Source organism: Leclercia sp. 119287, from assembly GCF_009734485.1.
GTDB classification, from domain to species: domain Bacteria; phylum Pseudomonadota; class Gammaproteobacteria; order Enterobacterales; family Enterobacteriaceae; genus Enterobacter; species Enterobacter adecarboxylatus_C.
Window position 1 is genome coordinate 3,619,431 of record NZ_CP046445.1, and the last position, 18,922, is coordinate 3,638,352.

Genomic DNA, 18,922 nt, shown 5'->3' on the forward strand with positions numbered 1-18,922 from the left:
AAAAACGAGCCCCTGGGGGCTCGTTTTTGCCTTTTTGTGACTTACTGCACTGCCACAATCTGGTCGTCTTTTTTCACCAGCTGTATCGTTTTGCCCGGGATTAGCTTCCCGGAAAGGATTTGCTGAGCCAGCGGGTTTTCTATCTGTTGCTGAATAGCGCGTTTTAAAGGACGAGCGCCGTACACCGGATCGTACCCGTTCGCACTCAGCAGCTGCAGCGCGTCATCCGCAATCTGCATTTCATATCCACGCTCTTCCAGACGTTTATACAAACGTTGCAGCTGAATACGGGCAATCGAGGCAATGTGTTTCTCACCCAGCGGATGGAAGACCACCACTTCATCGATACGGTTGATGAACTCAGGACGGAAGCTGTGGCTCACCACGCCCAGCACCAGATCCTTCATATGACCATAATCCAGCTCACCAAAGCGTTCCTGAATCAGATCGGAACCGAGGTTCGAGGTCATAATGACGACCGTATTACGGAAATCGACCGTTCTCCCCTGCCCGTCCGTCAGGCGACCATCATCCAGCACCTGCAGCAGGATGTTGAACACATCCGGATGCGCCTTTTCAACTTCATCCAGCAGGATAACGGAATACGGACGACGGCGAACCGCTTCTGTCAGATACCCGCCCTCTTCATAACCAACATAGCCCGGAGGTGCCCCTACGAGACGCGACACGGAATGTTTTTCCATAAACTCGGACATGTCAATGCGCACCATTGCATCATCACTGTCGAACATGAAGTTTGCCAGCGCCTTACAAAGCTCCGTCTTACCTACCCCGGTCGGCCCGAGGAACAGGAAGGAGCCAATCGGACGGTTAGGATCGGACAAACCCGCACGGCTACGGCGAATGGCGTTCGATACCGCTTCCACCGCTTCATCCTGGCCAATAACCCGATGGTGAAGGTCTTCCTCCATACGCAGTAATTTGTCGCGCTCGCTCTCCATCATTCTGGCGACCGGAATACCGGTCCAGCGCGCCAGCACGTCGGCGATTTCTGTTTCCGTCACTTTATTACGTAACAGACGCATGGTTTTGCCTTCCAGCTGGGTCGCCGCCGCCAGCTGTTTTTCCAGCTCCGGAATTTTGCCGTACTGGAGCTCAGACATCTGCGCCAGATCGCCCACGCGACGCGCCTGCTCGATGGCAATCTTCGCCTGCTCAAGCTCGGCTTTAATCGTCTGAGTACCGGAAAGGGAGGCTTTCTCCGCCTTCCACTCCTCTTCTAAGCCAGAATATTGACGCTCTTTGTCTTCCAGCTCTTCATTAAGCATATCCAGGCGCTTCTTACTCGCCTCATCAGACTCTTTCTTCAGCGCCTGCTGTTCAAGCTTGAGCTGAATGATTCGCCGATCGAGCCTGTCCAGCTCTTCCGGTTTCGAGTCAATCTGCATACGAATGCTGGAAGCGGCTTCGTCAATAAGGTCGATCGCTTTGTCCGGTAGCTGTCGGTCAGCAATATAACGATGTGACAAGGTCGCTGCCGCCACGATGGCCGGATCGGTGATCTGCACGTGGTGATGCAGCTCATAGCGTTCTTTCAGACCACGCAGAATGGCGATGGTGTCTTCCACTGTCGGTTCAGCCACAAACACTTTCTGGAAGCGGCGTTCCAGTGCGGCATCTTTTTCAATGTACTGACGATACTCATCGAGCGTGGTGGCCCCGACACAGTGCAGCTCACCGCGTGCCAGCGCTGGTTTCAGCATGTTCCCGGCATCCATGGCGCCGTCCGCTTTACCGGCACCGACCATGGTGTGCAGCTCGTCAATAAACAGAATGACGTTGCCTTCCTGTTTCGCCAGGTCGTTGAGTACACCTTTTAAGCGCTCTTCGAATTCGCCCCTGTATTTTGCCCCCGCCACCAGCGCGCCCATATCCAGCGCGAGCACGCGACGGCCTTTCAAACCTTCCGGGACTTCACCATTAACAATGCGCTGCGCCAGCCCTTCAACAATGGCGGTTTTACCGACACCCGGCTCACCGATCAGTACAGGGTTATTTTTGGTCCGGCGCTGCAGGACCTGAATCGTACGGCGGATCTCTTCGTCACGGCCAATGACCGGGTCAAGCTTGCCCTGCTCGGCGCGCTCGGTCAGGTCGACCGTATATTTCTTCAATGCCTGACGCTGGTCTTCAGCACCCTGGTCGTTCACGCTTTCCCCTCCGCGCATCTGTGCAATCGCCTGCGTCACGTTGGCGGTAGTTGCGCCGGCCGTTTTCAGCAGGTCGGTCAAGGTGCCGCGTGATTCAAGCGCCGCCAGAACAAAGAGCTCTGACGAAATAAAGTTGTCGCCGCGTTTCTGCGCCAGTTTGTCACAAAGGTTTAATACGCGAACCAGATCCTGGGACGGTTGTACATCCCCGCCCGTGCCCTCTACCTGGGGTAAACGGCTTAATGCCTGATCGATGGCGGTACGTAACTGGCCCGCATTAACGCCGGCAGACGTGAGTAAAGGACGAACCGATCCCCCTTCCTGATTCAGTAAGGCGCTCATGAGATGAAGAGGTTCGATAAATTGGTTGTCGTGCCCCAGTGCGAGTGACTGGGCATCAGCGAGAGCAAGCTGGAATTTATTAGTAAGACGATCCAGACGCATAACTCCTCCCATAACAGGTCAAAATTGCTACTGGAGATTAAATGAGGTCATCCCTCAATTATTCAAGGTGAATGACCTGAATTATGCGAAAAGAAAACGGCGCGTACCGGATCGTCTTGATTCTATAGGTTATATCAGCCAAATGAAACTTGCCATACGCCCGGTCGTCTTGTCGCGGCGATAGGAAAAGAAATCACCCTTTTCGGTGAAAGTGCAGCGATCGCCGCCATAGATCTGGCTGATACCGAGATGGGTCAGGCGTTGACGGGCAAGCTGATAAATATCCGCCATGTACTTCTCCCCCGCCGGACAAAAAGCACTCTCCGCCTGCGGGTCATGCGCCATAAAGGCCTCACGAACTTCCGGACCCACTTCAAAGGCCTGCGGGCCAATCGCCGGGCCGAGCCAGGCGAGAATGTTATCCGCGCTGTCAGCAAAACAGGCAACGGTCTCTTCCAGCACGCCGGCACACAATCCACGCCAGCCCGCATGGGCGGCAGCCACTTCGGTGCCTGCACGGTTGCAGAAAAGTACCGGCAGGCAGTCGGCGGTCATAACGGCGCAGACTGTACCCGGAGTATTGCTGTAAGAGGCATCGGCGCGTTTCGAGGCATAGGGTTCGCCGGTAAGACTGAGAACAGCCGTACCATGAACCTGCTCAAGCCAGACCGGTTTCGACGGCAACTGCCCTGCTGCAAACAACCGCTTACGATTCTCTTCCACATGATTGAGATTATCGCCGCAGTGCGCGCCCAGGTTTAATGACTCCCAGGCTCCCTCACTCACGCCACCTATGCGGGTGGAACTGCAGGCCGCTACGCCTTCTGGCGCTGGCCACTCCGGGACAATCAGTTTGGTCATAACCAGTCCACGTCGTCCTTATGCTCTTCAAAATCGGCGCGCATGGCGTCGATAAGATCCACCATGTCCTGTGGGATTGGCGCATGCCACTCCATCTCAATGCCGGTGATCGGATGATAGAGACGCAGCATGGTCGCATGCAGAGCCTGACGATCGAATTTACGCAGCATGGCGATAAATTCCTCGGAGGCCCCTTTCGGTGGGCGCGGACGACCACCGTACAGCTGATCGCCCACCAGCGGATGGGTGATGTGCGACATATGCACACGGATCTGGTGAGTACGGCCGGTTTCCAGACGCAGACGCAGGCGCGTATGAATGCGGAAATGTTCCATGATGCGATAGTGCGTGACCGCCGGTTTGCCCATCGGATGAACGGACATATGGGTACGCTTGGTTGGATGGCGGCTGATAGGCTGTTCTACCGTGCCGCCAGAGGTCATATGACCAATCGCGACAGCTTCGTACTCACGGGTAATTTCACGCAGCTGCAGTGACTCAACCAGACGCGTTTGCGCCGGAATGGTCTTCGCAACGACCATCAGGCCGGTGGTGTCTTTATCCAGACGGTGAACAATCCCGGCACGCGGGACGTCAGCGATTGGCGGATAATAGTGCAGCAGCGCATTCAGCACTGTGCCATCAGGGTTGCCTGCGCCAGGGTGTACAACAAAGTCACGTGGCTTGTTGATCACCAGAATGTCGTCATCTTCGTAGACGATATTCAGGGGGATATCCTGAGGTTCGAAACGGACTTCTTCTTCGATGTCAGCATTGATGGCGACCACTTCCCCACCCAACACTTTCTCTTTTGGCTTGTCCCAGATCTTGCCGTTTACCAGCACGCGCTGGTCAAGAATCCATTCTTTTATACGTGAACGCGAATAATCAGGGAACATTTCGGTTAAAGCCTGATCTAAGCGTTGTCCGAGCTGTTTTTCGGAGACTGTTGCGGTGAGTTCTACTCGTTGTGCCATAGACTGCTTCTTCGTTTAACGTTGGGTTTTACGGCTTTGCCGTTTAATATAGTGTGCTATTGTAGCTGGTCTTAATCGGGAGCAGGAAAGAGATTCTCCCGGACAAACATTTGAGGAAAGTCAAAACGTCATGACGCGCATGAAATATCTGGTGGCAGCGGCCACGTTGAGCCTGGCTTTGGTGGGCTGCTCCGGTTCGAATGAACAGGTCCCTGACAATCCGCCGAATGAAATCTATGCGACTGCTCAGCAAAAGCTGCAGGACGGTAACTGGAAACAGGCGATAACGCAACTGGAAGCGCTGGATAATCGTTATCCATTTGGCCCGTATTCCCAGCAGGTACAGTTGGATCTGATCTACGCCTACTATAAAAATGCCGATCTGCCACTGGCCCAGGCGACGATTGATCGCTTCATGCGTCTGAACCCGACTCATCCCAATATTGATTACGTCATGTATATGCGCGGCCTGACCAACATGGCGCTGGACGACAGCGCTCTGCAGGGCTTCTTTGGGGTTGACCGTTCTGACCGCGATCCTCAGCACGCCCGCGATGCGTTCAATGACTTCTCCAAACTGGTACGCGGCTATCCGAACAGCCAGTACGTGACGGATGCCAGCAAACGTCTGGTGTTCCTGAAAGACCGTCTGGCGAAATACGAATACTCTGTTGCGGAATACTATACCCGCCGTGGCGCATACGTTGCCGTAGTGAACCGTGTTGAAGGCATGCTGCGTGATTACCCTGATACTCAGGCAACGCGTGATGGCCTGAAGCTGATGGAAAATGCTTATCGTGAACTGCAGATGAACTCGCAGGCTGACAAAGTCGCGAAGATCATCGCCGCTAACAGCAGCAGCTCCTGATCCTTGAGTAAGATGCAAAACGGCAGCCCAGGGGCTGCCGTTTTTTTATCCATTTTCGAACTAAGCTGAAGCGGTTTAGCCCGCACCAATCCTATCAACTATGGCCGCAATTTCTTCCGGCGACAAGGTAAAAGTTACTTCTTCCTGTCCTGCCTCACAAAAAGAATCCGTTGACAAAAATGGACATTAAAATGTGATTTAGATCACACAAATTGACATTGAGAACGGTATGCTGGAATCACCAAGACGGGAAAGACAAGAGGTAAAATTTATGACAATGAACATTACCAGTAAACAAATGGAAATTACTCCGGCAATTCGCCAGCACGTCGCAGACCGTCTCGCCAAACTGGATAAATGGCAAACACACTTGATTAACCCGCATATCATTCTCTCTAAGGAGCCACAAGGTTTCATCGCTGACGCAACTATCAATACTCCAAACGGCCACCTGGTCGCCAGCGCGAAACATGAGGATATGTACACCGCAATCAACGATTTGATTAACAAGCTGGAACGGCAGCTCAATAAAGTGCAACACAAAGGTGAAGCCCGTCGCGCCACAACATCGGTGAAAGACGCTAGCTTCGCAGAAGAAGTTGAAGCTGAAGATGAATAATCCTTTACATTGAGTCTATCGCCAACGCGCCTTCGGGCGCGTTTTTTGTTTTTTATTGACAGGGTGAAAACAGTACGGGTACTTTAAGTCTGTCTTCTGAAGGAATCATTCATGACCGTTAAGCCGTTTTTCTTCGCATTCTTTTTTACCTTCCCCTGATTGGGAGGCGTTTCGTCGTGTGATAAAGAATGCGAAGACGAACAACAAGGCCTCCCACACCGGGGGGCCTTTTTTATTGATAACGATAATATGATTAAGGCAACGCTATGACACCGGAAAACCCATTACTGGATCTGCGAGACAAGATCAGCGCTCTGGATGAAAAGTTACTATCATTGCTGGCCGAACGCCGTGCGCTGGCCGTTGAGGTAGGAAAGGCAAAGCTGGCGTCGCATCGTCCGGTACGCGATATCGATCGGGAGCGCGATCTGCTGGAACGCCTGATTAACCTTGGCAAAACGCACCATCTGGATGCGCATTACATCACCCGCCTGTTCCAGCTGATCATTGAAGATTCCGTCCTGACGCAGCAGGCCTTGCTGCAACAGCACCTGAACAAGACCAACCCGCACTCGGCGCGAATTGCCTTCCTGGGGCCGAAAGGATCCTATTCCCACCTCGCCGCACGTCAGTATGCGGCCCGTCACTTCGAAGAGTTTATTGAGAGCGGCTGCGCGAAGTTCGCGGATATCTTCAACCAGGTGGAAACCGGACAAGCGGATTACGCCGTCGTGCCGATCGAGAACACCAGTTCCGGCGCGATCAATGACGTTTACGATTTGCTCCAGCACACGACCCTGTCGCTGGTTGGCGAGATGACGATCCCTATCGACCACTGCGTGTTGGTTTCCGGCACCACCGACCTCGACAAAATCGAGACGGTCTACAGCCACCCGCAACCTTTCCAGCAGTGCAGCCAGTTCCTGAACCGTTATCCGGGCTGGAAAATTGAGTATACCGAGAGCACCTCGGCGGCCATGGAAAAGGTCGCGCAGGCCAACTCCCCTACCGTGGCCGCGCTGGGCAGCGAAGCGGGTGGCGCGCTGTATGGATTGCAGGTGCTGGAGCGTAACCTGGCAAACCAGACGCAAAACATTACCCGCTTCATCGTGCTGGCGCGTAAGGCGATAAACGTCTCCGATCAGGTTCCGGCCAAAACCACTCTGCTGATGGCGACCGGTCAGCAGGCCGGTGCGCTGGTAGAAGCTCTGCTGGTGCTGCGCAATCACAATCTGATTATGACCAAACTGGAATCGCGCCCGATTCACGGCAACCCGTGGGAAGAGATGTTTTATCTCGATATCCAGGCCAACCTGGAATCTGCATCCCTGCAGAAAGCCCTGCGTGAATTGGGTGAGATCACCCGTTCGATGAAGGTGCTGGGCTGCTATCCGAGCGAAAACGTGGTCCCGGTTGATCCGGTTTAACGCGCAATAAATGGCCCTTTCTTCACCCCTGCCACGCTGACGGGCAGGGTGAAAATGGCGCCCGACAGAGGATATGCCGCCACTTCCTGCGGCTCCATGTTCTCACGGGTGGTGGTGATAAACAGCGTCTGCATATCATCACCACCGAAACAGACCATCGTTGGACAGCGCACCGGCAACCGATACTCTTCCAGCTGTTCACCCTGCGGTGAAAAGCGTGCGATACGCCAGCCGTCAAACAGTGCGCTCCAGTAACAGCCTTCCACATCCACTGCCGCACCATCCGGGATCCCCTCCCCCGGCTGGAACCGACGAAAAACTTCCCGTTTACCCGGCTCGCCCTGCTCATCCAGCGGCGTGCGGTAGATCACCGCATTAGGGGTATCGGAGGTATACATCCAGCGCTTGTCGTCACTGAAGGCCAGACCGTTATGCCCGTGGATATCACACTGGATGACCTCCGGCGTCAGGTCATTGTCGATCCGCATCAGCAGGGCGCCGTTGTAGTCCCCCGGTGCCCAGAAGGTGCCCGCATAGAAGCGGCCAAAATGATCGGTTCCCCCGTCATTAAAACGCGCCAGCTGCGGGTTCGACGGATTATCACAGACTTTCCGTTGCAGCAGACCATGCTTGTCCGCCAGCCAGATGCCCGTGCGCATGGCGACGATAAATCCCCCGCCCTCGCGCAATGCGAAGCAACCTACCTCTTCGTGGAAGGATAAAACCGTATGTTCACCCGTGGAGAGATGATAGCGATGGATCTCACCTTCCAGAATATCCGCCCAGTAAAGGGCGCTTTCCGCTTCGCTCCAGGTCGGGCACTCCGGTAAGTGCCCCGTATAGTCAAACAAAACGCGTGGTTCAGCCATGACAGATCCCCAAAATAAAAAAAGCCAGCAGTGCTGGCTTTCAGTATATACATCATCAGATTACTGGCGACTGTCATTCGCCTGCCGCAGCAGAATGCGACTCTCGCTCTGGAAGCGCTGGGCATAATCGCCAAACCAGTGTTCAACCTTACGGAAGCTGTCGATAAACGCCTGTTTATCGCCGTGCTCCAGCAGAGTGATCGCCTCACCAAAACGCTGGTAGTAACGCTTGATCAGCGCCAGGTTATTGCCCGAAGACATAATAATATCTGCATACAGCTGCGGATCCTGGGCAAACAATCGACCGACCATCGCCAGTTCGAGGCGATAGATAGGTGAAGACAGCGACAGCAACTGCTCAAGCTGAACATTCTCTTCCGCCAGATGCAGGCCATACGCGAAGGTCGCGAAGTGGCGCAGCGCCTGGATAAAGGCCATGTTCTGGTCATGTTCGACGGCGCTGATCCGGTGCAACCGCGCGCCCCACACCTGTATCTGCTCCAGGAACCACTGATAGGCTTCTGGCTGACGGCCATCGCAGTAAACGACCACCTGCTTCGCCAGGCTGCCGCTGTCCGGGCCGAACATCGGGTGCAGCCCCAGCACCGGGCCATTATGCGCGGCCAGCATCGCCTGCAGTGGGCCATTCTTCACCGAGGCCAGATCGACCAGAATGCAGTCTTCCGGCAGCGGTGGCAGTTTGGCAATAATCTCTTCGGTGACGTGGATCGGCACGCTGACAATGACCATACCCGCATCGGCAACCATCGTCTGCGCCCGCGCCCAGTCCTCTTTTTCGAGGATGCGCACCTGGTAGCCAGAGAGCGTCAGCATCTTCTCAAACAGACGCCCCATCTGCCCACCGCCCCCAACAATCACTACCGGGCGCAGCGTCGGACAAAGGGTTTTAAAGCCTTTGTCGTTTTCGCTTGAGTAGGACTCTCGCATCACGCGGCGCAGCACATCCTCAATCAGATCCGGCGAGACGCCCAGCGCCTGGGCCTCTTTGCGCCGGGATGCCAGCATAGAGGCTTCACGCTCCGGTACGTAAATCGGTAAACCGTATTTACTTTTCACTTCGCCAACTTCAGCAACCAGTGCCATGCGGCGCGCCAGCAAATCCAGCAGCGCCTTATCCACCTCGTCAATTTGATCGCGCAAAGCGGTCAATTCAGCAACCATAACAAACCTCTTAAGCCAGACGCGTCGCCAGCTGGCCGTTCAAATCTTTGTGGATCTCACGCAGCAGCGCGTCGGTGGTTTCCCAGCTAATGCAGGCATCGGTGACGGAAACTCCATGCTTCATGGCGCTGCGCGGCTGTTCGGATGACTGATTGCCTTCATGGATATTGCTTTCAATCATCAGGCCAATAATCGAACGGTTGCCATCTTTAATCTGCGCGACGACGGATTCCGCCACCGCCGGCTGACGACGGTAATCTTTATTCGAATTACCATGACTGCAATCTACCATCAGTGCCGGGCGCAGTCCTGCCTGTTCCATCTCTTTTTCACACTGGGCCACATCTGCCGGGCTGTAATTTGGCGCCTTGCCGCCGCGCAGAATGACGTGGCCATCCGGGTTGCCCTGGGTCTGCAGCAGACAGACCTGGCCGGCCTGGTTGATGCCGACAAAACGGTGCGGCATCGCTGCGGCACGCATGGCGTTGATAGCTGTTGCCAAGCTACCGTCGGTACCGTTTTTGAAGCCGACCGGCATGGAGAGGCCTGAGGCCATCTCACGGTGCGTCTGCGATTCAGTGGTACGCGCGCCAATGGCGGACCAGCTGAACAGATCGCCCAGATATTGCGGGCTGTTCGGATCCAGCGCTTCAGTTGCCAGCGGCAGCCCCATGTTAACCAGCTCCACCAGAAGATTACGCGCAATCTTCAGGCCAGCTTCCACATCAAACGAGCCATCCATGTGCGGATCGTTAATTAACCCTTTCCAGCCGACGGTGGTGCGAGGTTTTTCAAAATAGACGCGCATGACCAGGTAGAGGCTATCGCTGACCTCCTCGGCCAGGGCTTTAAAACGGTGCGCATATTCGATGGCAGTTTCTGGATCATGGATGGAGCACGGACCACATACCACCAGCAGACGCGGATCGCGCCCGGCAATAATGTCGGAGATGGTCTGGCGGGAGTGCGCAATTTGCGCCTCTTGCTCAACGCTCAGCGGGAATTCCGCTTTCAGTTGATCCGGGGTGATCAGAACATGTTCATCACTAATATGTACGTTATTCAGCGCGTCTTTTTGCATGATTGCGATCCTGGAAGCTCGTTTGCGATAGTGGTTTCCTCGATGAGGAAGCCCAACGATACCACACCGAGTAAAGATTTCAATCCAAAATACGTAAATAATACTTTACACCACCCACTTTAAAGCAAAAACATTCGATTATCATGTAACGTAAAAATTACAGTCTGCATTCTTGCCGCCAGGCTATGCTCAATGGAAAAGGGAGAATGTCTTATGCGCCTGATTGTTACCCCGCTACTGTGCCTGTTTTTAACCGCCTGTCAGATCGATCCTTATACCCATCAGCCCCACTGGACGGGAACCGACTGGTATGATGCCGGTAAAGAAGACGCCATGAATGGCGTGGGGGTAAAATCCAATGAAACCCTTGCCGCTAATTTTAACGACCCTAAAGTGGATCGCCCTGACTATCTCAGCGGATATAAAGACGGCCAACAGAAAATATGTCAGGAAAATTTTGTTTACGCCTGGGGATTAGCTGGCCGAATATTCCCCGCCAGCTGTGACACCGCGGAAAACGCGACCACCCTTCGCACCGCCTGGCAACAGGGAATGAATGAAGGAACAAAAGCCAACCGTTTAAATTAATTCTGTCAACGCCATTTCTGTTAATTAAGAGCGTGAGATTTTACTTAAGTACCTGAATATGCTTTTGGCATAATGACTGTACGGGCAAAAAATGGTATTCTGCCAGCGAAACTCAAGGACTACTATTTCCAGAGTGGTATGGCGGATTCTGGTGTGTAACTTTTTTCTTATCTCCTGGCACCGTGCGGCATTAGTACTGATGTTATCAATGCCCTGTGGGCTCGCTATTGGCGGAACCTTATCCGAAACGGATAAATCGGTACGTTCTATTGTCTCCGGGATCGTCAGTTACACCCGTTGGCCTGCGCTTTCCGGCAAGCCGAACCTGTGTATTTTCGCCTCCTCTCATTATGTTGAGGCGCTCAGTGCCGAGGGTCCGGACGCGCTGCCCTACACCCCGGTCATTATTCATGAAGACCAGGAAGCATTGAGTGCAGAATGTCACGCGCTCTATTTTGGCAGCGAATCCCCGACCCACCAGCTTGAATTAAGTCAGGCGTTTCATGCCAGACCGTTACTATTAATTGCGGAGCAAAATCCGCAGTGCCTTATAGGTAGTGCTTTCTGCCTGATAATAGACAGCGCCAGAGTAAGATTTTCCGTCAATCTGGATATGCTGTCGCGCAGCGGAGTCAGAGTTAATCCTGATGTGTTAATGCTCGCACGGAATACTAAGCATGAATAAGGAAATTACTTCAGCGCCGCGTCCAACATTCAAAAGGACTCTGCGGCGCATCAGTATAATTAGCGTCCTAATTACTATGACGCTCATCTGGTTATTATTGTGCATTGCTTCTGTGGTGACGCTGAAACAGTATGCGCAACGCAACCTTGAATTAACCAGCGCCACCATGAGCCGCAGTCTGGAGGCAGCGCTGGTCTTCAATGATGCTACCGCTGCTAACGAAGCGCTGGCCTCTCTTGGCAAGCAAGGGCAGTTCTCAGCAGCGGAACTGCTGGATCGCTACGATCATCGCTTTGCCAGCTGGTCGATGGGGCCGAACGACAAAGCGGATCCGCTCAGCCAGTTGGCCAGCCAGTGGTTATTCCCCCATCCCATCAGACAGCGCATCTGGCACAACAACTTACCGATCGGCGAGTTACATCTCACCGCACGGGATAGCCTGATCGGCCACTTTCTCTGGACCTCGCTGGCGGTATTAACCGGCTGTCTTCTGTTTGCCTCCCTGGTGGCAATAACCATCACCCGTGCACTGCACAATGGCGTGGTGACCGCCCTGCAAAACATTACCGATGTGGTGCATGACGTACGTACAAACCGGAACTTCTCCCGCCGGGTATCCGAGGAGCGCATTGATGAATTTCATCGCTTCGGTCAGGACTTCAACAGCCTGCTGGATGAAATGGAAGAGTGGCAGCTAAAGTTGCAGGCTAAAAACGCCCAACTGATGCGCACCGCCATGCACGATCCGCTCACCGGACTGGCTAACCGGGCCGCTTTTCGCACCCGCATCGCCGCGCTGATGAGTGATTCCTCCGCGCGGACCAACTCCGCCCTGCTCTTCCTGGATGGAGATGACTTTAAGCGTATTAACGATACCTGGGGCCATGCCGCAGGCGATTGTGTACTGATTGAAGTAGCCCGCAGAATGGTCGAGTTTGGCGGCGAACAACATCAATCTTACCGTCTGGGTGGGGATGAGTTTGCCATCATTCTGTATGGCGTCCATTCAGAACACGAAGTGCTGCGTCTCTGCGCCGCGCTGACGCAACAATTTAGCCCGTCCTATGACCTGCACAACGGGTTCTCCTCCCGAATGTCGCTCAGTATTGGCTTCGCGCTGAGCTGGCAGCATCACTCCGTTGAAGCCTTACTGGAGCAAGCCGACCGGAATATGTATCTGGTGAAGCATCAACGTTCAAAAAATCACACCGTAGAAAGGAACACATTATGTTAAGGCGATACGTCGCACCGCTCTTTATGGCATCAATGCTGCTGGCTGGATGCCAGACGCCACAGGGCAAATTTACCGCTGAGCAGGTCGCCGCCATGAAGTCTTATGGCTTTAATGAGATAAACGGGGACTGGTCGCTTGGTCTTTCGGCAAAGATCCTGTTTGGTAAAAACGAGTATAAGCTGCAGCCTGAAAGCGAGCAGCAGATTAAAAGCATGGCAGCGCGCCTTGCCGCGACCGGCCTGAAACACGCCCGGATGGACGGCCATACCGATAACTACGGTGAAGAGAGCTACAACAAAGCGTTATCCCTGAAGCGGGCCAATGTAGTTGCCGATGCCTGGGCGCAGGGTGCCACTATTCCACGCAGTAATCTGACGACCCAGGGCCTGGGTCAGCAATATCCTGTCGCGGATAATAAAACCGGCCAGGGACGTGCCGAAAACCGCCGCGTGGCGGTGGTGATCAGCACGCCCTGAAGCGTTATTCCCGCGATTCGGTCAGAGACACACGCACTGCCGCGCGCCAGCGCAGCCAGTCAATAACCACAAACAGCGCCAGGCTACAGCCCATTACCGGCATTATGAGCCCCAGTACTACGCTGATGGTTAAAGAGACCACGCGTCCCCCCAGCGGCAACGCCAGCCAGCTCTGACACAGAGTCTGCGCAGGATCCGTTGCCGTCTGCCGGGGCCGACGCATCCACCACATCCGGTAGCCCCACACAATCATGACGCACAGCGCGATACCAAAGGCGATCAGCACCAGCTGATTTGGCAGGCCAAACAGCACGCCCATATGGAAATCCACGCCCCAGCGGGTCAGTTTAGCCATCAGCGGGTAATCCCCAAACCGGGTGCGATCGATAACCTTCAGGGTAGTGGGATCAACGGCAACCGCATCGACCTGAGTAGGCCAACTGCGATCGATCTCCGTCACCGTCCACGCCGTTGAGGCACTCTTCGCCGGACGTATCTCCAGCTTCGTGGCATCAATCCCCGCCGCATTTGCCGCCCGCAGCACGCCATCATACAGGGACAGGTCAGGTTTCATCTCCGGCATCGGCATGGTCATGTGATGACCGTGGTGCTCAGCATGCGGATCGGCGGCTTCCGCCGGGCCATGCAGCTGCGTATTCACCTGCGGCGTGAGCCAGTTCATCTCTGCCCGCAGTTTATCCACATTACCGCCCGCCCACTGGGACCAGGTCAGGCCGGTCGCAGAGAAGAGCAGCATACCCAGCAACAGGCTGCAGCCGAGGGAAACGTGCAGACGACGGCGGTTCTGGAAGCGGTTATTGATGCGCCGTTTTGGCCGGGTATAGAACCACAGGGCAATCCCTCCCAGCGCGGCGATCCACATCCAGGACGCGGCCAGCTCGCTGTAAATTCGCCCCACATCCCCCAGCAGCAAAGACTGGTGCAGATAATCAATTTTCTGGCGTAAAGGCAGGATACCGCTGGTGCCGTAGACGGTCATATCCCCGCGCACCTCCAGACTGACCGGATCGATGAAGATGGCCCGGTTCTCCGAGGCTTTCAGCGCCGGGTCAATGTACATCACCCGGGTGGTTTCTCCTGATGTCAGGCCCGGACGTACCGCCTGTAGCCGTAGCTCCCCGCCGGTGATCTTTTCCGCTATCGCAATTTGCTCAGCAAGAGGACGTATTGTGCCCCCGGTCTCGCTGAACAGCGCATGATGATAAAGCGCGTTTTCCAACTGCGGCGTGGCGACGTACAACGTTCCGGAGAGCGCGGCGATAAAGATAAACGGCCCGACAAACAGACCAATATAGAAGTGAAGACGACGCAGCAGGTGGCCCCATGCTGCGCGCGGAGTGCAGGTAGTCATGCTTTCCCTTTTTAAGGCAAAAAGTTATCGGTACACCGGGGTGCACGTTTTTTTACATGGATTAAGCAGACAGGTGTGGCGGCGCGCGGGTATCGGGACAGAGCCAGGGGAAGAAATGCCAGTGGTGTACGGCGGGTCGCGGCGGCGTGAAGCGCTGTCTGAGTAAGACTGCGCATAACAGCAGCACCAGCGCCAGGATGACGCCCGGAACGTGGGCCAGCAGGACGCAGTAACCGCAGGCTTCGGCATGGTCGACAGGCACACTTTCAGACGGTGCGTGGTGGTGCTCCGCCATCATGCTTATGTCATGATGCATGCCGGGCATCGCGCTCATGGGATCTTTTTGCAACGAGACAGAGACCAGCGGCGCGAAGACGATCATCAGGATCGCAAATAACGCGAGACCTGCCGCGATACGTTGCCACTGTGCCTGATGCTGTTTAGTCGTCACTTCCCCTCCGTCAGAGCGGGGCATTGTAAACGATTTATGACGGATACGTTAACGTGCAGAGCACAGAGAGATAAAAAAAGGGCCAGCCTTTCGGCCAGCCCTTTTTACAGGATGTCGCTTAAGCGAATCTTAGTTCAGACGCTCTTTAATACGAGCAGACTTACCAGTACGCTCACGCAGGTAGTACAGTTTAGCTTTACGTACAGCACCACGACGTTTAACAGCAATGCTGTCAACTACCGGAGAGTGAGTCTGGAAGACACGCTCAACGCCTTCGCCGTTGGAAATTTTACGAACAGTGAATGCAGAGTGCAGACCGCGGTTACGAATAGCGATAACCACGCCCTCGAATGCCTGCAGACGTTTTTTGGAACCTTCAACAACCCATACTTTCACTTCCACGGTATCACCTGGACGGAAGGAAGGTACGTCCTGCTTCATCTGCTCTTGTTCAAGTTGCTTAATAATGTTGCTCATAATTTAATCTCTTATCCTGGGTAAACTGATATTCGGGGGCCTCAGGCCATCCCATCATGTTTCTGCTGCTGGTGCGCGTGTTCTTTTTTGAACTCGGCCAGCAACTTTGCTTGCTCTTCAGTCAGAGCCAGGTTTTCCAGAAGTTCAGGTCTTCTAAGCCAGGTACGGCCCAGCGACTGCTTCAGGCGCCAGCGACGAATCTCGGCATGGTTTCCCGACAGTAATACCGGCGGAACCTCCATCCCTTCTAACACTTCAGGACGGGTATAGTGTGGGCAGTCCAGCAATCCATCAGCAAAAGAGTCTTCTGTTGCTGATGCTTCATGGCCCAGTACCCCCGGAATGAACCGGGAAACGGAGTCAATCAGCGTCATTGCCGGTAACTCACCACCGCTGAGAACGTAATCGCCGATAGACCATTCTTCGTCAATCTCGGTTTGAATTACGCGCTCATCTATCCCTTCGTAGCGACCGCACACCAGAATCAATTTCTGATTCGTTGCCAGTTCGCTGACGCCCGCTTGATCAAGCTTGCGTCCCTGAGGTGACAGATAAATCACCTTTGCGCCTTCACCTGCCGCGGCTTTTGCTGCTGCGATGGCATCCCGTAAGGGTTGTACCATCATAAGCATCCCCGGTCCGCCGCCGTAAGGACGTTCGTCCACGGTACGGTGCCGGTCATGAGTGAAGTCACGTGGACTCCAGCTCTCGATGCTCAGCAGGCCATTTTTTACTGCCCGGCCAGTTACCCCGTAATCAGTAATCGCGCGGAACATTTCAGGAAACAGGCTAATAATGCCAATCCACATAGCGCCGTCTTTTACCGTTTTCAGGAGAATTTAAAAACCAGGATCCCAATCTACTTCGATAGTACGAGTAGCGAGATCGACTTTCTTGATAACCTGCCCATCGAGGAACGGAACCAGCCGCTCCTTGATGCCAAACGCATCTTTCAGGTTTGCCTTAATGACGAGAACGTCATTGGATCCGGTTTCCATCATATCGATGACTTTCCCCAGACCGTAACCTTCAGTAGTCACTACCTGGCAACCAATAAGGTCTTTCCAGTAGTAGCCCTCTTCCAGTTCAGGCAACTGCGACGAATCCACGACAATTTCACAATTAGTCAGTGCATTCGCGGCATCGCGATCGTCAATGCCTTTCAGCTTGATAACGATGTCCTGATTGTGGTGACGCCAGCTTTCCAGCTCGACCTCTTGCCACTGACCCGCCTTCTGGATAAACCAGGGCTGATAGTCAAAAATGCTTTCGGCGTCTTCGGTGGAGGAAAACACTCTGAGCCAACCACGGATACCGTAGCAAGAACCCATTTTGCCCAATACAATCGGTTCAACAGGTGCTTTTTTGCTCATCATGACCACCGTGACAGATTAAGCTGCTTTGTTTGCTGCTTTGATCAGCGTAGCAACGCGATCGGAAACGGTAGCGCCCTGGCCAACCCAGTGAGCGATACGATCCAGATCCAGACGGGTTTCTTCTTCTGCGCCAGCGGCCAGTGGGTTGAAGAAACCAACGCGCTCGATGAAGCGACCGTTGCGTGCATTACGGCTGTCAGTAACAACAACCTGGTAGAACGGACGCTTTTTCGCGCCGTGACGTGCTAAACGAATAGTTACCATAACATCCTCTTGTGTGAATAAAACACCGGGCCCCATCGAGGGAAGGAGCCCGGTGTCATATTAAAAGCCCGAAAATTTTACTGATTTCTGGGGAAAATGCAATCAGCATCTTGATGCTGAGCATTAAACACGATTTATCTGCCAGGGAATCCCGGTGGCATCATGCCTTTCATCCCACGCATCATTTTGGCCATCCCGCCCTTCTTCATCTTCTTCATCATGCGCTGCATGTCGTCGAACTGCTTCAGAAGGCGGTTAACGTCCTGAACCTGCATCCCGCAGCCCGCCGCGATACGGCGCTTACGGGAGCCTTTAATGATTTCCGGCTTGGCACGCTCTTTCAGCGTCATCGAGTTGATGATCGCTTCCATACGCACCAGCACTTTGTCATCCATTTGCGATTTGACGTTGTCCGGGATTTGACCCATGCCCGGCAGCTTGCCCATCAGGCTCGCCATACCGCCCATGTTCTTCATCTGGCGCAGCTGCTCCAGGAAGTCGGTCAGATCGAAACCGTCGCCTTTTTTCAGTTTGGTGGCGAGCTTCTCGGCCTGCGCGCGGTCAACCTTGCTCTCGATATCTTCGATCAGCGACAGCACGTCGCCCATGCCGAGAATACGGGAGGCGATACGATCCGGGTGGAACGGCTCCAGCGCTTCGGTCTTCTCGCCGACGCCGAGGAACTTGATTGGCTTGCCGGTGATATGACGAATAGAGAGTGCCGCACCGCCGCGGGCGTCACCGTCCACTTTGGTCAGTACCACACCGGTTAACGGCAGCGCTTCATTAAACGCTTTCGCGGTGTTTGCCGCATCCTGACCGGTCATGGCATCGACGACGAACAGGGTTTCTACCGGATTGATCGCGGCATGAACCTGTTTGATTTCGTCCATCATCGCTTCGTCAACGTGCAGACGACCGGCGGTATCCACCAGCAGCACGTCGAAGAACTTCAGCTTCGCTTCTTTCAGCGCCGCGTTAACGATATCGATCGGCTTCTGCGACACGTCAGACGGGAAGAAGTCGACGCTAACCTGTTCAGCCAGGGTTTCCAGCTGTCTGATCGCCGCCGGGCGATAGACGTCGGCAGAGACGACCAGCACTTTCTTCTTGTGCTTTTCGCGCAGGAATTTACCCAGCTTAGCGACGCTGGTGGTTTTACCCGCACCCTGCAGACCGGCCATCAGCACTACCGCTGGCGGTTGCGCCGCCAGGTTCAGGCTCTGGTTCTCTTCGCCCATCGCCGAAACCAGTTCATTACGAACGATTTTGACGAACTCCTGACCCGGGGTCAGGCTCTTGTTGACTTCATGACCAACCGCTTTTTCTTTAACGCGGTTGATGAAATCACGCACGACCGGCAACGCAACGTCTGCTTCAAGCAGCGCCATGCGCACTTCACGCAGCGTCTCTTTAATATTGTCTTCAGTAAGGCGTCCACGGCCGCTGATGTTGCGCAGCGTGCGCGACAAACGATCGGTTAAATTATCAAACATTGTC

General features: G+C 54.3%; 21 protein-coding genes and 1 other annotated feature. Of the genes, 8 read left to right on the forward strand and 13 right to left on the reverse strand.

Annotated elements, in window-relative coordinates; genetic code table 11:
• Nucleotides 1-41: 41 nt before the first annotated feature.
• From clpB to rluD, 3 genes are all read right to left on the reverse strand, one after another.
• Entirely contained in the window at nucleotides 42-2,615 is a 2,574-nt protein-coding gene (clpB, locus tag GNG27_RS17375) for an ATP-dependent chaperone ClpB (RefSeq protein WP_156264375.1), read from the reverse strand.
• A gap of 129 nt (nucleotides 2,616-2,744) precedes the next feature.
• Nucleotides 2,745-3,476 (reverse strand): purine nucleoside phosphorylase YfiH, encoded by a 732-nt coding sequence (yfiH, locus tag GNG27_RS17380; RefSeq protein WP_156264376.1) that lies wholly within the window; start codon nucleotides 3,474-3,476, stop codon nucleotides 2,745-2,747.
• Complete coding sequence (gene rluD / locus GNG27_RS17385; protein WP_156264377.1) at nucleotides 3,473-4,453, reverse strand: 23S rRNA pseudouridine(1911/1915/1917) synthase RluD; 981 nt, start codon at nucleotides 4,451-4,453, stop codon at nucleotides 3,473-3,475. The genes yfiH and rluD overlap by 4 nt, the downstream gene beginning before the upstream one ends.
• A gap of 130 nt (nucleotides 4,454-4,583) precedes the next feature.
• Here rluD and bamD point away from each other — a divergent pair, with 130 nt between their 5' ends.
• The 4 genes from bamD (at nucleotide 4,584) to pheA (ending at nucleotide 7,367) form a co-directional block, all read left to right on the forward strand.
• Nucleotides 4,584-5,321, forward strand: a complete 738-nt coding sequence (gene bamD, locus GNG27_RS17390; RefSeq protein ID WP_142486755.1) for an outer membrane protein assembly factor BamD — start codon at nucleotides 4,584-4,586, stop codon at nucleotides 5,319-5,321.
• 271 nt (nucleotides 5,322-5,592) lie between these two features.
• Nucleotides 5,593-5,940, forward strand: coding sequence for a ribosome-associated translation inhibitor RaiA (raiA, locus tag GNG27_RS17395; RefSeq protein WP_142486756.1), 348 nt, complete (start codon nucleotides 5,593-5,595; stop codon nucleotides 5,938-5,940).
• 110 nt (nucleotides 5,941-6,050) lie between these two features.
• Nucleotides 6,051-6,176 (forward strand) — a sequence feature (Phe leader region).
• On the forward strand, nucleotides 6,052-6,099 hold the full coding sequence (locus GNG27_RS23530; protein ID WP_193767862.1) for a hypothetical protein: 48 nt from the start codon (nucleotides 6,052-6,054) through the stop codon (nucleotides 6,097-6,099). Its footprint overlaps the feature before it by 48 nt.
• Before the next feature lie 30 nt (nucleotides 6,177-6,206).
• Nucleotides 6,207-7,367: a bifunctional chorismate mutase/prephenate dehydratase gene (gene pheA, locus GNG27_RS17400; RefSeq protein WP_142486757.1), complete on the forward strand. Its 1,161-nt coding sequence runs from the start codon at nucleotides 6,207-6,209 to the stop codon at nucleotides 7,365-7,367.
• Here the strand turns inward: pheA and GNG27_RS17405 are convergent.
• From GNG27_RS17405 to aroF, 3 genes are read right to left on the reverse strand one after another with little or no spacing between them, the layout of a single operon-like run.
• Nucleotides 7,364-8,236: an SMP-30/gluconolactonase/LRE family protein gene (locus GNG27_RS17405; protein WP_142486758.1), complete on the reverse strand. Its 873-nt coding sequence runs from the start codon at nucleotides 8,234-8,236 to the stop codon at nucleotides 7,364-7,366. The two genes, pheA and GNG27_RS17405, sit on opposite strands and share 4 nt — an antisense overlap.
• Nucleotides 8,237-8,296: 60 nt before the next feature.
• Nucleotides 8,297-9,418, reverse strand: a complete 1,122-nt coding sequence (gene tyrA / locus GNG27_RS17410; RefSeq protein ID WP_142486759.1) for a bifunctional chorismate mutase/prephenate dehydrogenase — start codon at nucleotides 9,416-9,418, stop codon at nucleotides 8,297-8,299.
• A gap of 10 nt (nucleotides 9,419-9,428) precedes the next feature.
• Complete coding sequence (gene aroF, locus GNG27_RS17415; RefSeq protein ID WP_142486760.1) at nucleotides 9,429-10,499, reverse strand: 3-deoxy-7-phosphoheptulonate synthase AroF; 1,071 nt, start codon at nucleotides 10,497-10,499, stop codon at nucleotides 9,429-9,431.
• A 213-nt stretch (nucleotides 10,500-10,712) separates the two neighbouring features.
• Here aroF and GNG27_RS17420 point away from each other — a divergent pair, with 213 nt between their 5' ends.
• The 4 genes from GNG27_RS17420 (at nucleotide 10,713) to GNG27_RS17435 (ending at nucleotide 13,482) form a co-directional block, all read left to right on the forward strand.
• Complete coding sequence (locus tag GNG27_RS17420) at nucleotides 10,713-11,087, forward strand: DUF2799 domain-containing protein (RefSeq protein WP_142486761.1); 375 nt, start codon at nucleotides 10,713-10,715, stop codon at nucleotides 11,085-11,087.
• A gap of 199 nt (nucleotides 11,088-11,286) precedes the next feature.
• Nucleotides 11,287-11,772, forward strand: a complete 486-nt coding sequence (locus GNG27_RS17425; RefSeq protein ID WP_197090607.1) for a YfiR family protein — start codon at nucleotides 11,287-11,289, stop codon at nucleotides 11,770-11,772.
• Nucleotides 11,765-13,006, forward strand: coding sequence for a diguanylate cyclase DgcN (gene dgcN, locus GNG27_RS17430; protein ID WP_142486763.1), 1,242 nt, complete (start codon nucleotides 11,765-11,767; stop codon nucleotides 13,004-13,006). The genes GNG27_RS17425 and dgcN overlap by 8 nt, the downstream gene beginning before the upstream one ends.
• On the forward strand, nucleotides 13,000-13,482 hold the full coding sequence (locus GNG27_RS17435; protein ID WP_156264379.1) for an OmpA family protein: 483 nt from the start codon (nucleotides 13,000-13,002) through the stop codon (nucleotides 13,480-13,482). Before dgcN ends, GNG27_RS17435 begins: the two co-directional genes overlap by 7 nt.
• 4 nt (nucleotides 13,483-13,486) lie before the next feature.
• Here GNG27_RS17435 and GNG27_RS17440 read toward each other — a convergent pair whose 3' ends face one another.
• From GNG27_RS17440 to ffh, 7 genes are all read right to left on the reverse strand, one after another.
• Nucleotides 13,487-14,854 (reverse strand): PepSY domain-containing protein, encoded by a 1,368-nt coding sequence (locus GNG27_RS17440; protein ID WP_156264380.1) that lies wholly within the window; start codon nucleotides 14,852-14,854, stop codon nucleotides 13,487-13,489.
• A gap of 61 nt (nucleotides 14,855-14,915) precedes the next feature.
• The gene (locus GNG27_RS17445; protein ID WP_156264381.1) at nucleotides 14,916-15,329 is read right to left on the reverse strand and encodes a DUF2946 domain-containing protein; all 414 of its coding nucleotides are present in this window, start codon (nucleotides 15,327-15,329) and stop codon (nucleotides 14,916-14,918) included.
• A gap of 105 nt (nucleotides 15,330-15,434) precedes the next feature.
• On the reverse strand, nucleotides 15,435-15,782 hold the full coding sequence (gene rplS / locus GNG27_RS17450) for a 50S ribosomal protein L19 (RefSeq protein WP_002914145.1): 348 nt from the start codon (nucleotides 15,780-15,782) through the stop codon (nucleotides 15,435-15,437).
• Between the two features lie 41 nt (nucleotides 15,783-15,823).
• Entirely contained in the window at nucleotides 15,824-16,591 is a 768-nt protein-coding gene (gene trmD, locus GNG27_RS17455) for a tRNA (guanosine(37)-N1)-methyltransferase TrmD (RefSeq protein ID WP_106994998.1), read from the reverse strand.
• A gap of 30 nt (nucleotides 16,592-16,621) precedes the next feature.
• Nucleotides 16,622-17,158: a ribosome maturation factor RimM gene (gene rimM / locus GNG27_RS17460; RefSeq protein WP_370462877.1), complete on the reverse strand. Its 537-nt coding sequence runs from the start codon at nucleotides 17,156-17,158 to the stop codon at nucleotides 16,622-16,624.
• 15 nt (nucleotides 17,159-17,173) lie between these two features.
• Nucleotides 17,174-17,422: a 30S ribosomal protein S16 gene (gene rpsP / locus GNG27_RS17465; RefSeq protein ID WP_003863133.1), complete on the reverse strand. Its 249-nt coding sequence runs from the start codon at nucleotides 17,420-17,422 to the stop codon at nucleotides 17,174-17,176.
• Nucleotides 17,423-17,556: 134 nt separating this feature from the next.
• Entirely contained in the window at nucleotides 17,557-18,918 is a 1,362-nt protein-coding gene (gene ffh / locus GNG27_RS17470) for a signal recognition particle protein (RefSeq protein WP_106994995.1), read from the reverse strand.
• Nucleotides 18,919-18,922 lie beyond the last annotated feature (4 nt).

Bases quoted from the DNA above. Each gene is read 5' to 3' on its own strand.
- rplS (WP_002914145.1), bottom strand. From the start codon at position 15,782: ATGAGCAACATTATTAAGCAACTTGAACAAGAGCAGATGAAGCAGGAC.
- GNG27_RS17445 (WP_156264381.1), bottom strand. From the start codon at position 15,329: ATGCCCCGCTCTGACGGAGGGGAAGTGACGACTAAACAGCATCAGGCA.
- ffh (WP_106994995.1), bottom strand. From the start codon at position 18,918: ATGTTTGATAATTTAACCGATCGTTTGTCGCGCACGCTGCGCAACATC.
- clpB (WP_156264375.1), bottom strand. From the start codon at position 2,615: ATGCGTCTGGATCGTCTTACTAATAAATTCCAGCTTGCTCTCGCTGAT.
- dgcN (WP_142486763.1), top strand. From the start codon at position 11,765: ATGAATAAGGAAATTACTTCAGCGCCGCGTCCAACATTCAAAAGGACT.
- bamD (WP_142486755.1), top strand. From the start codon at position 4,584: ATGACGCGCATGAAATATCTGGTGGCAGCGGCCACGTTGAGCCTGGCT.
- rluD (WP_156264377.1), bottom strand. From the start codon at position 4,453: ATGGCACAACGAGTAGAACTCACCGCAACAGTCTCCGAAAAACAGCTC.
- rpsP (WP_003863133.1), bottom strand. From the start codon at position 17,422: ATGGTAACTATTCGTTTAGCACGTCACGGCGCGAAAAAGCGTCCGTTC.
- GNG27_RS17435 (WP_156264379.1), top strand. From the start codon at position 13,000: ATGTTAAGGCGATACGTCGCACCGCTCTTTATGGCATCAATGCTGCTG.
- GNG27_RS17440 (WP_156264380.1), bottom strand. From the start codon at position 14,854: ATGACTACCTGCACTCCGCGCGCAGCATGGGGCCACCTGCTGCGTCGT.
- GNG27_RS17405 (WP_142486758.1), bottom strand. From the start codon at position 8,236: ATGGCTGAACCACGCGTTTTGTTTGACTATACGGGGCACTTACCGGAG.
- pheA (WP_142486757.1), top strand. From the start codon at position 6,207: ATGACACCGGAAAACCCATTACTGGATCTGCGAGACAAGATCAGCGCT.
- yfiH (WP_156264376.1), bottom strand. From the start codon at position 3,476: ATGACCAAACTGATTGTCCCGGAGTGGCCAGCGCCAGAAGGCGTAGCG.
- trmD (WP_106994998.1), bottom strand. From the start codon at position 16,591: ATGTGGATTGGCATTATTAGCCTGTTTCCTGAAATGTTCCGCGCGATT.
- tyrA (WP_142486759.1), bottom strand. From the start codon at position 9,418: ATGGTTGCTGAATTGACCGCTTTGCGCGATCAAATTGACGAGGTGGAT.
- rimM (WP_370462877.1), bottom strand. From the start codon at position 17,158: ATGATGAGCAAAAAAGCACCTGTTGAACCGATTGTATTGGGCAAAATG.
- raiA (WP_142486756.1), top strand. From the start codon at position 5,593: ATGACAATGAACATTACCAGTAAACAAATGGAAATTACTCCGGCAATT.
- GNG27_RS17420 (WP_142486761.1), top strand. From the start codon at position 10,713: ATGCGCCTGATTGTTACCCCGCTACTGTGCCTGTTTTTAACCGCCTGT.
- GNG27_RS17425 (WP_197090607.1), top strand. From the start codon at position 11,287: ATGTTATCAATGCCCTGTGGGCTCGCTATTGGCGGAACCTTATCCGAA.
- aroF (WP_142486760.1), bottom strand. From the start codon at position 10,499: ATGCAAAAAGACGCGCTGAATAACGTACATATTAGTGATGAACATGTT.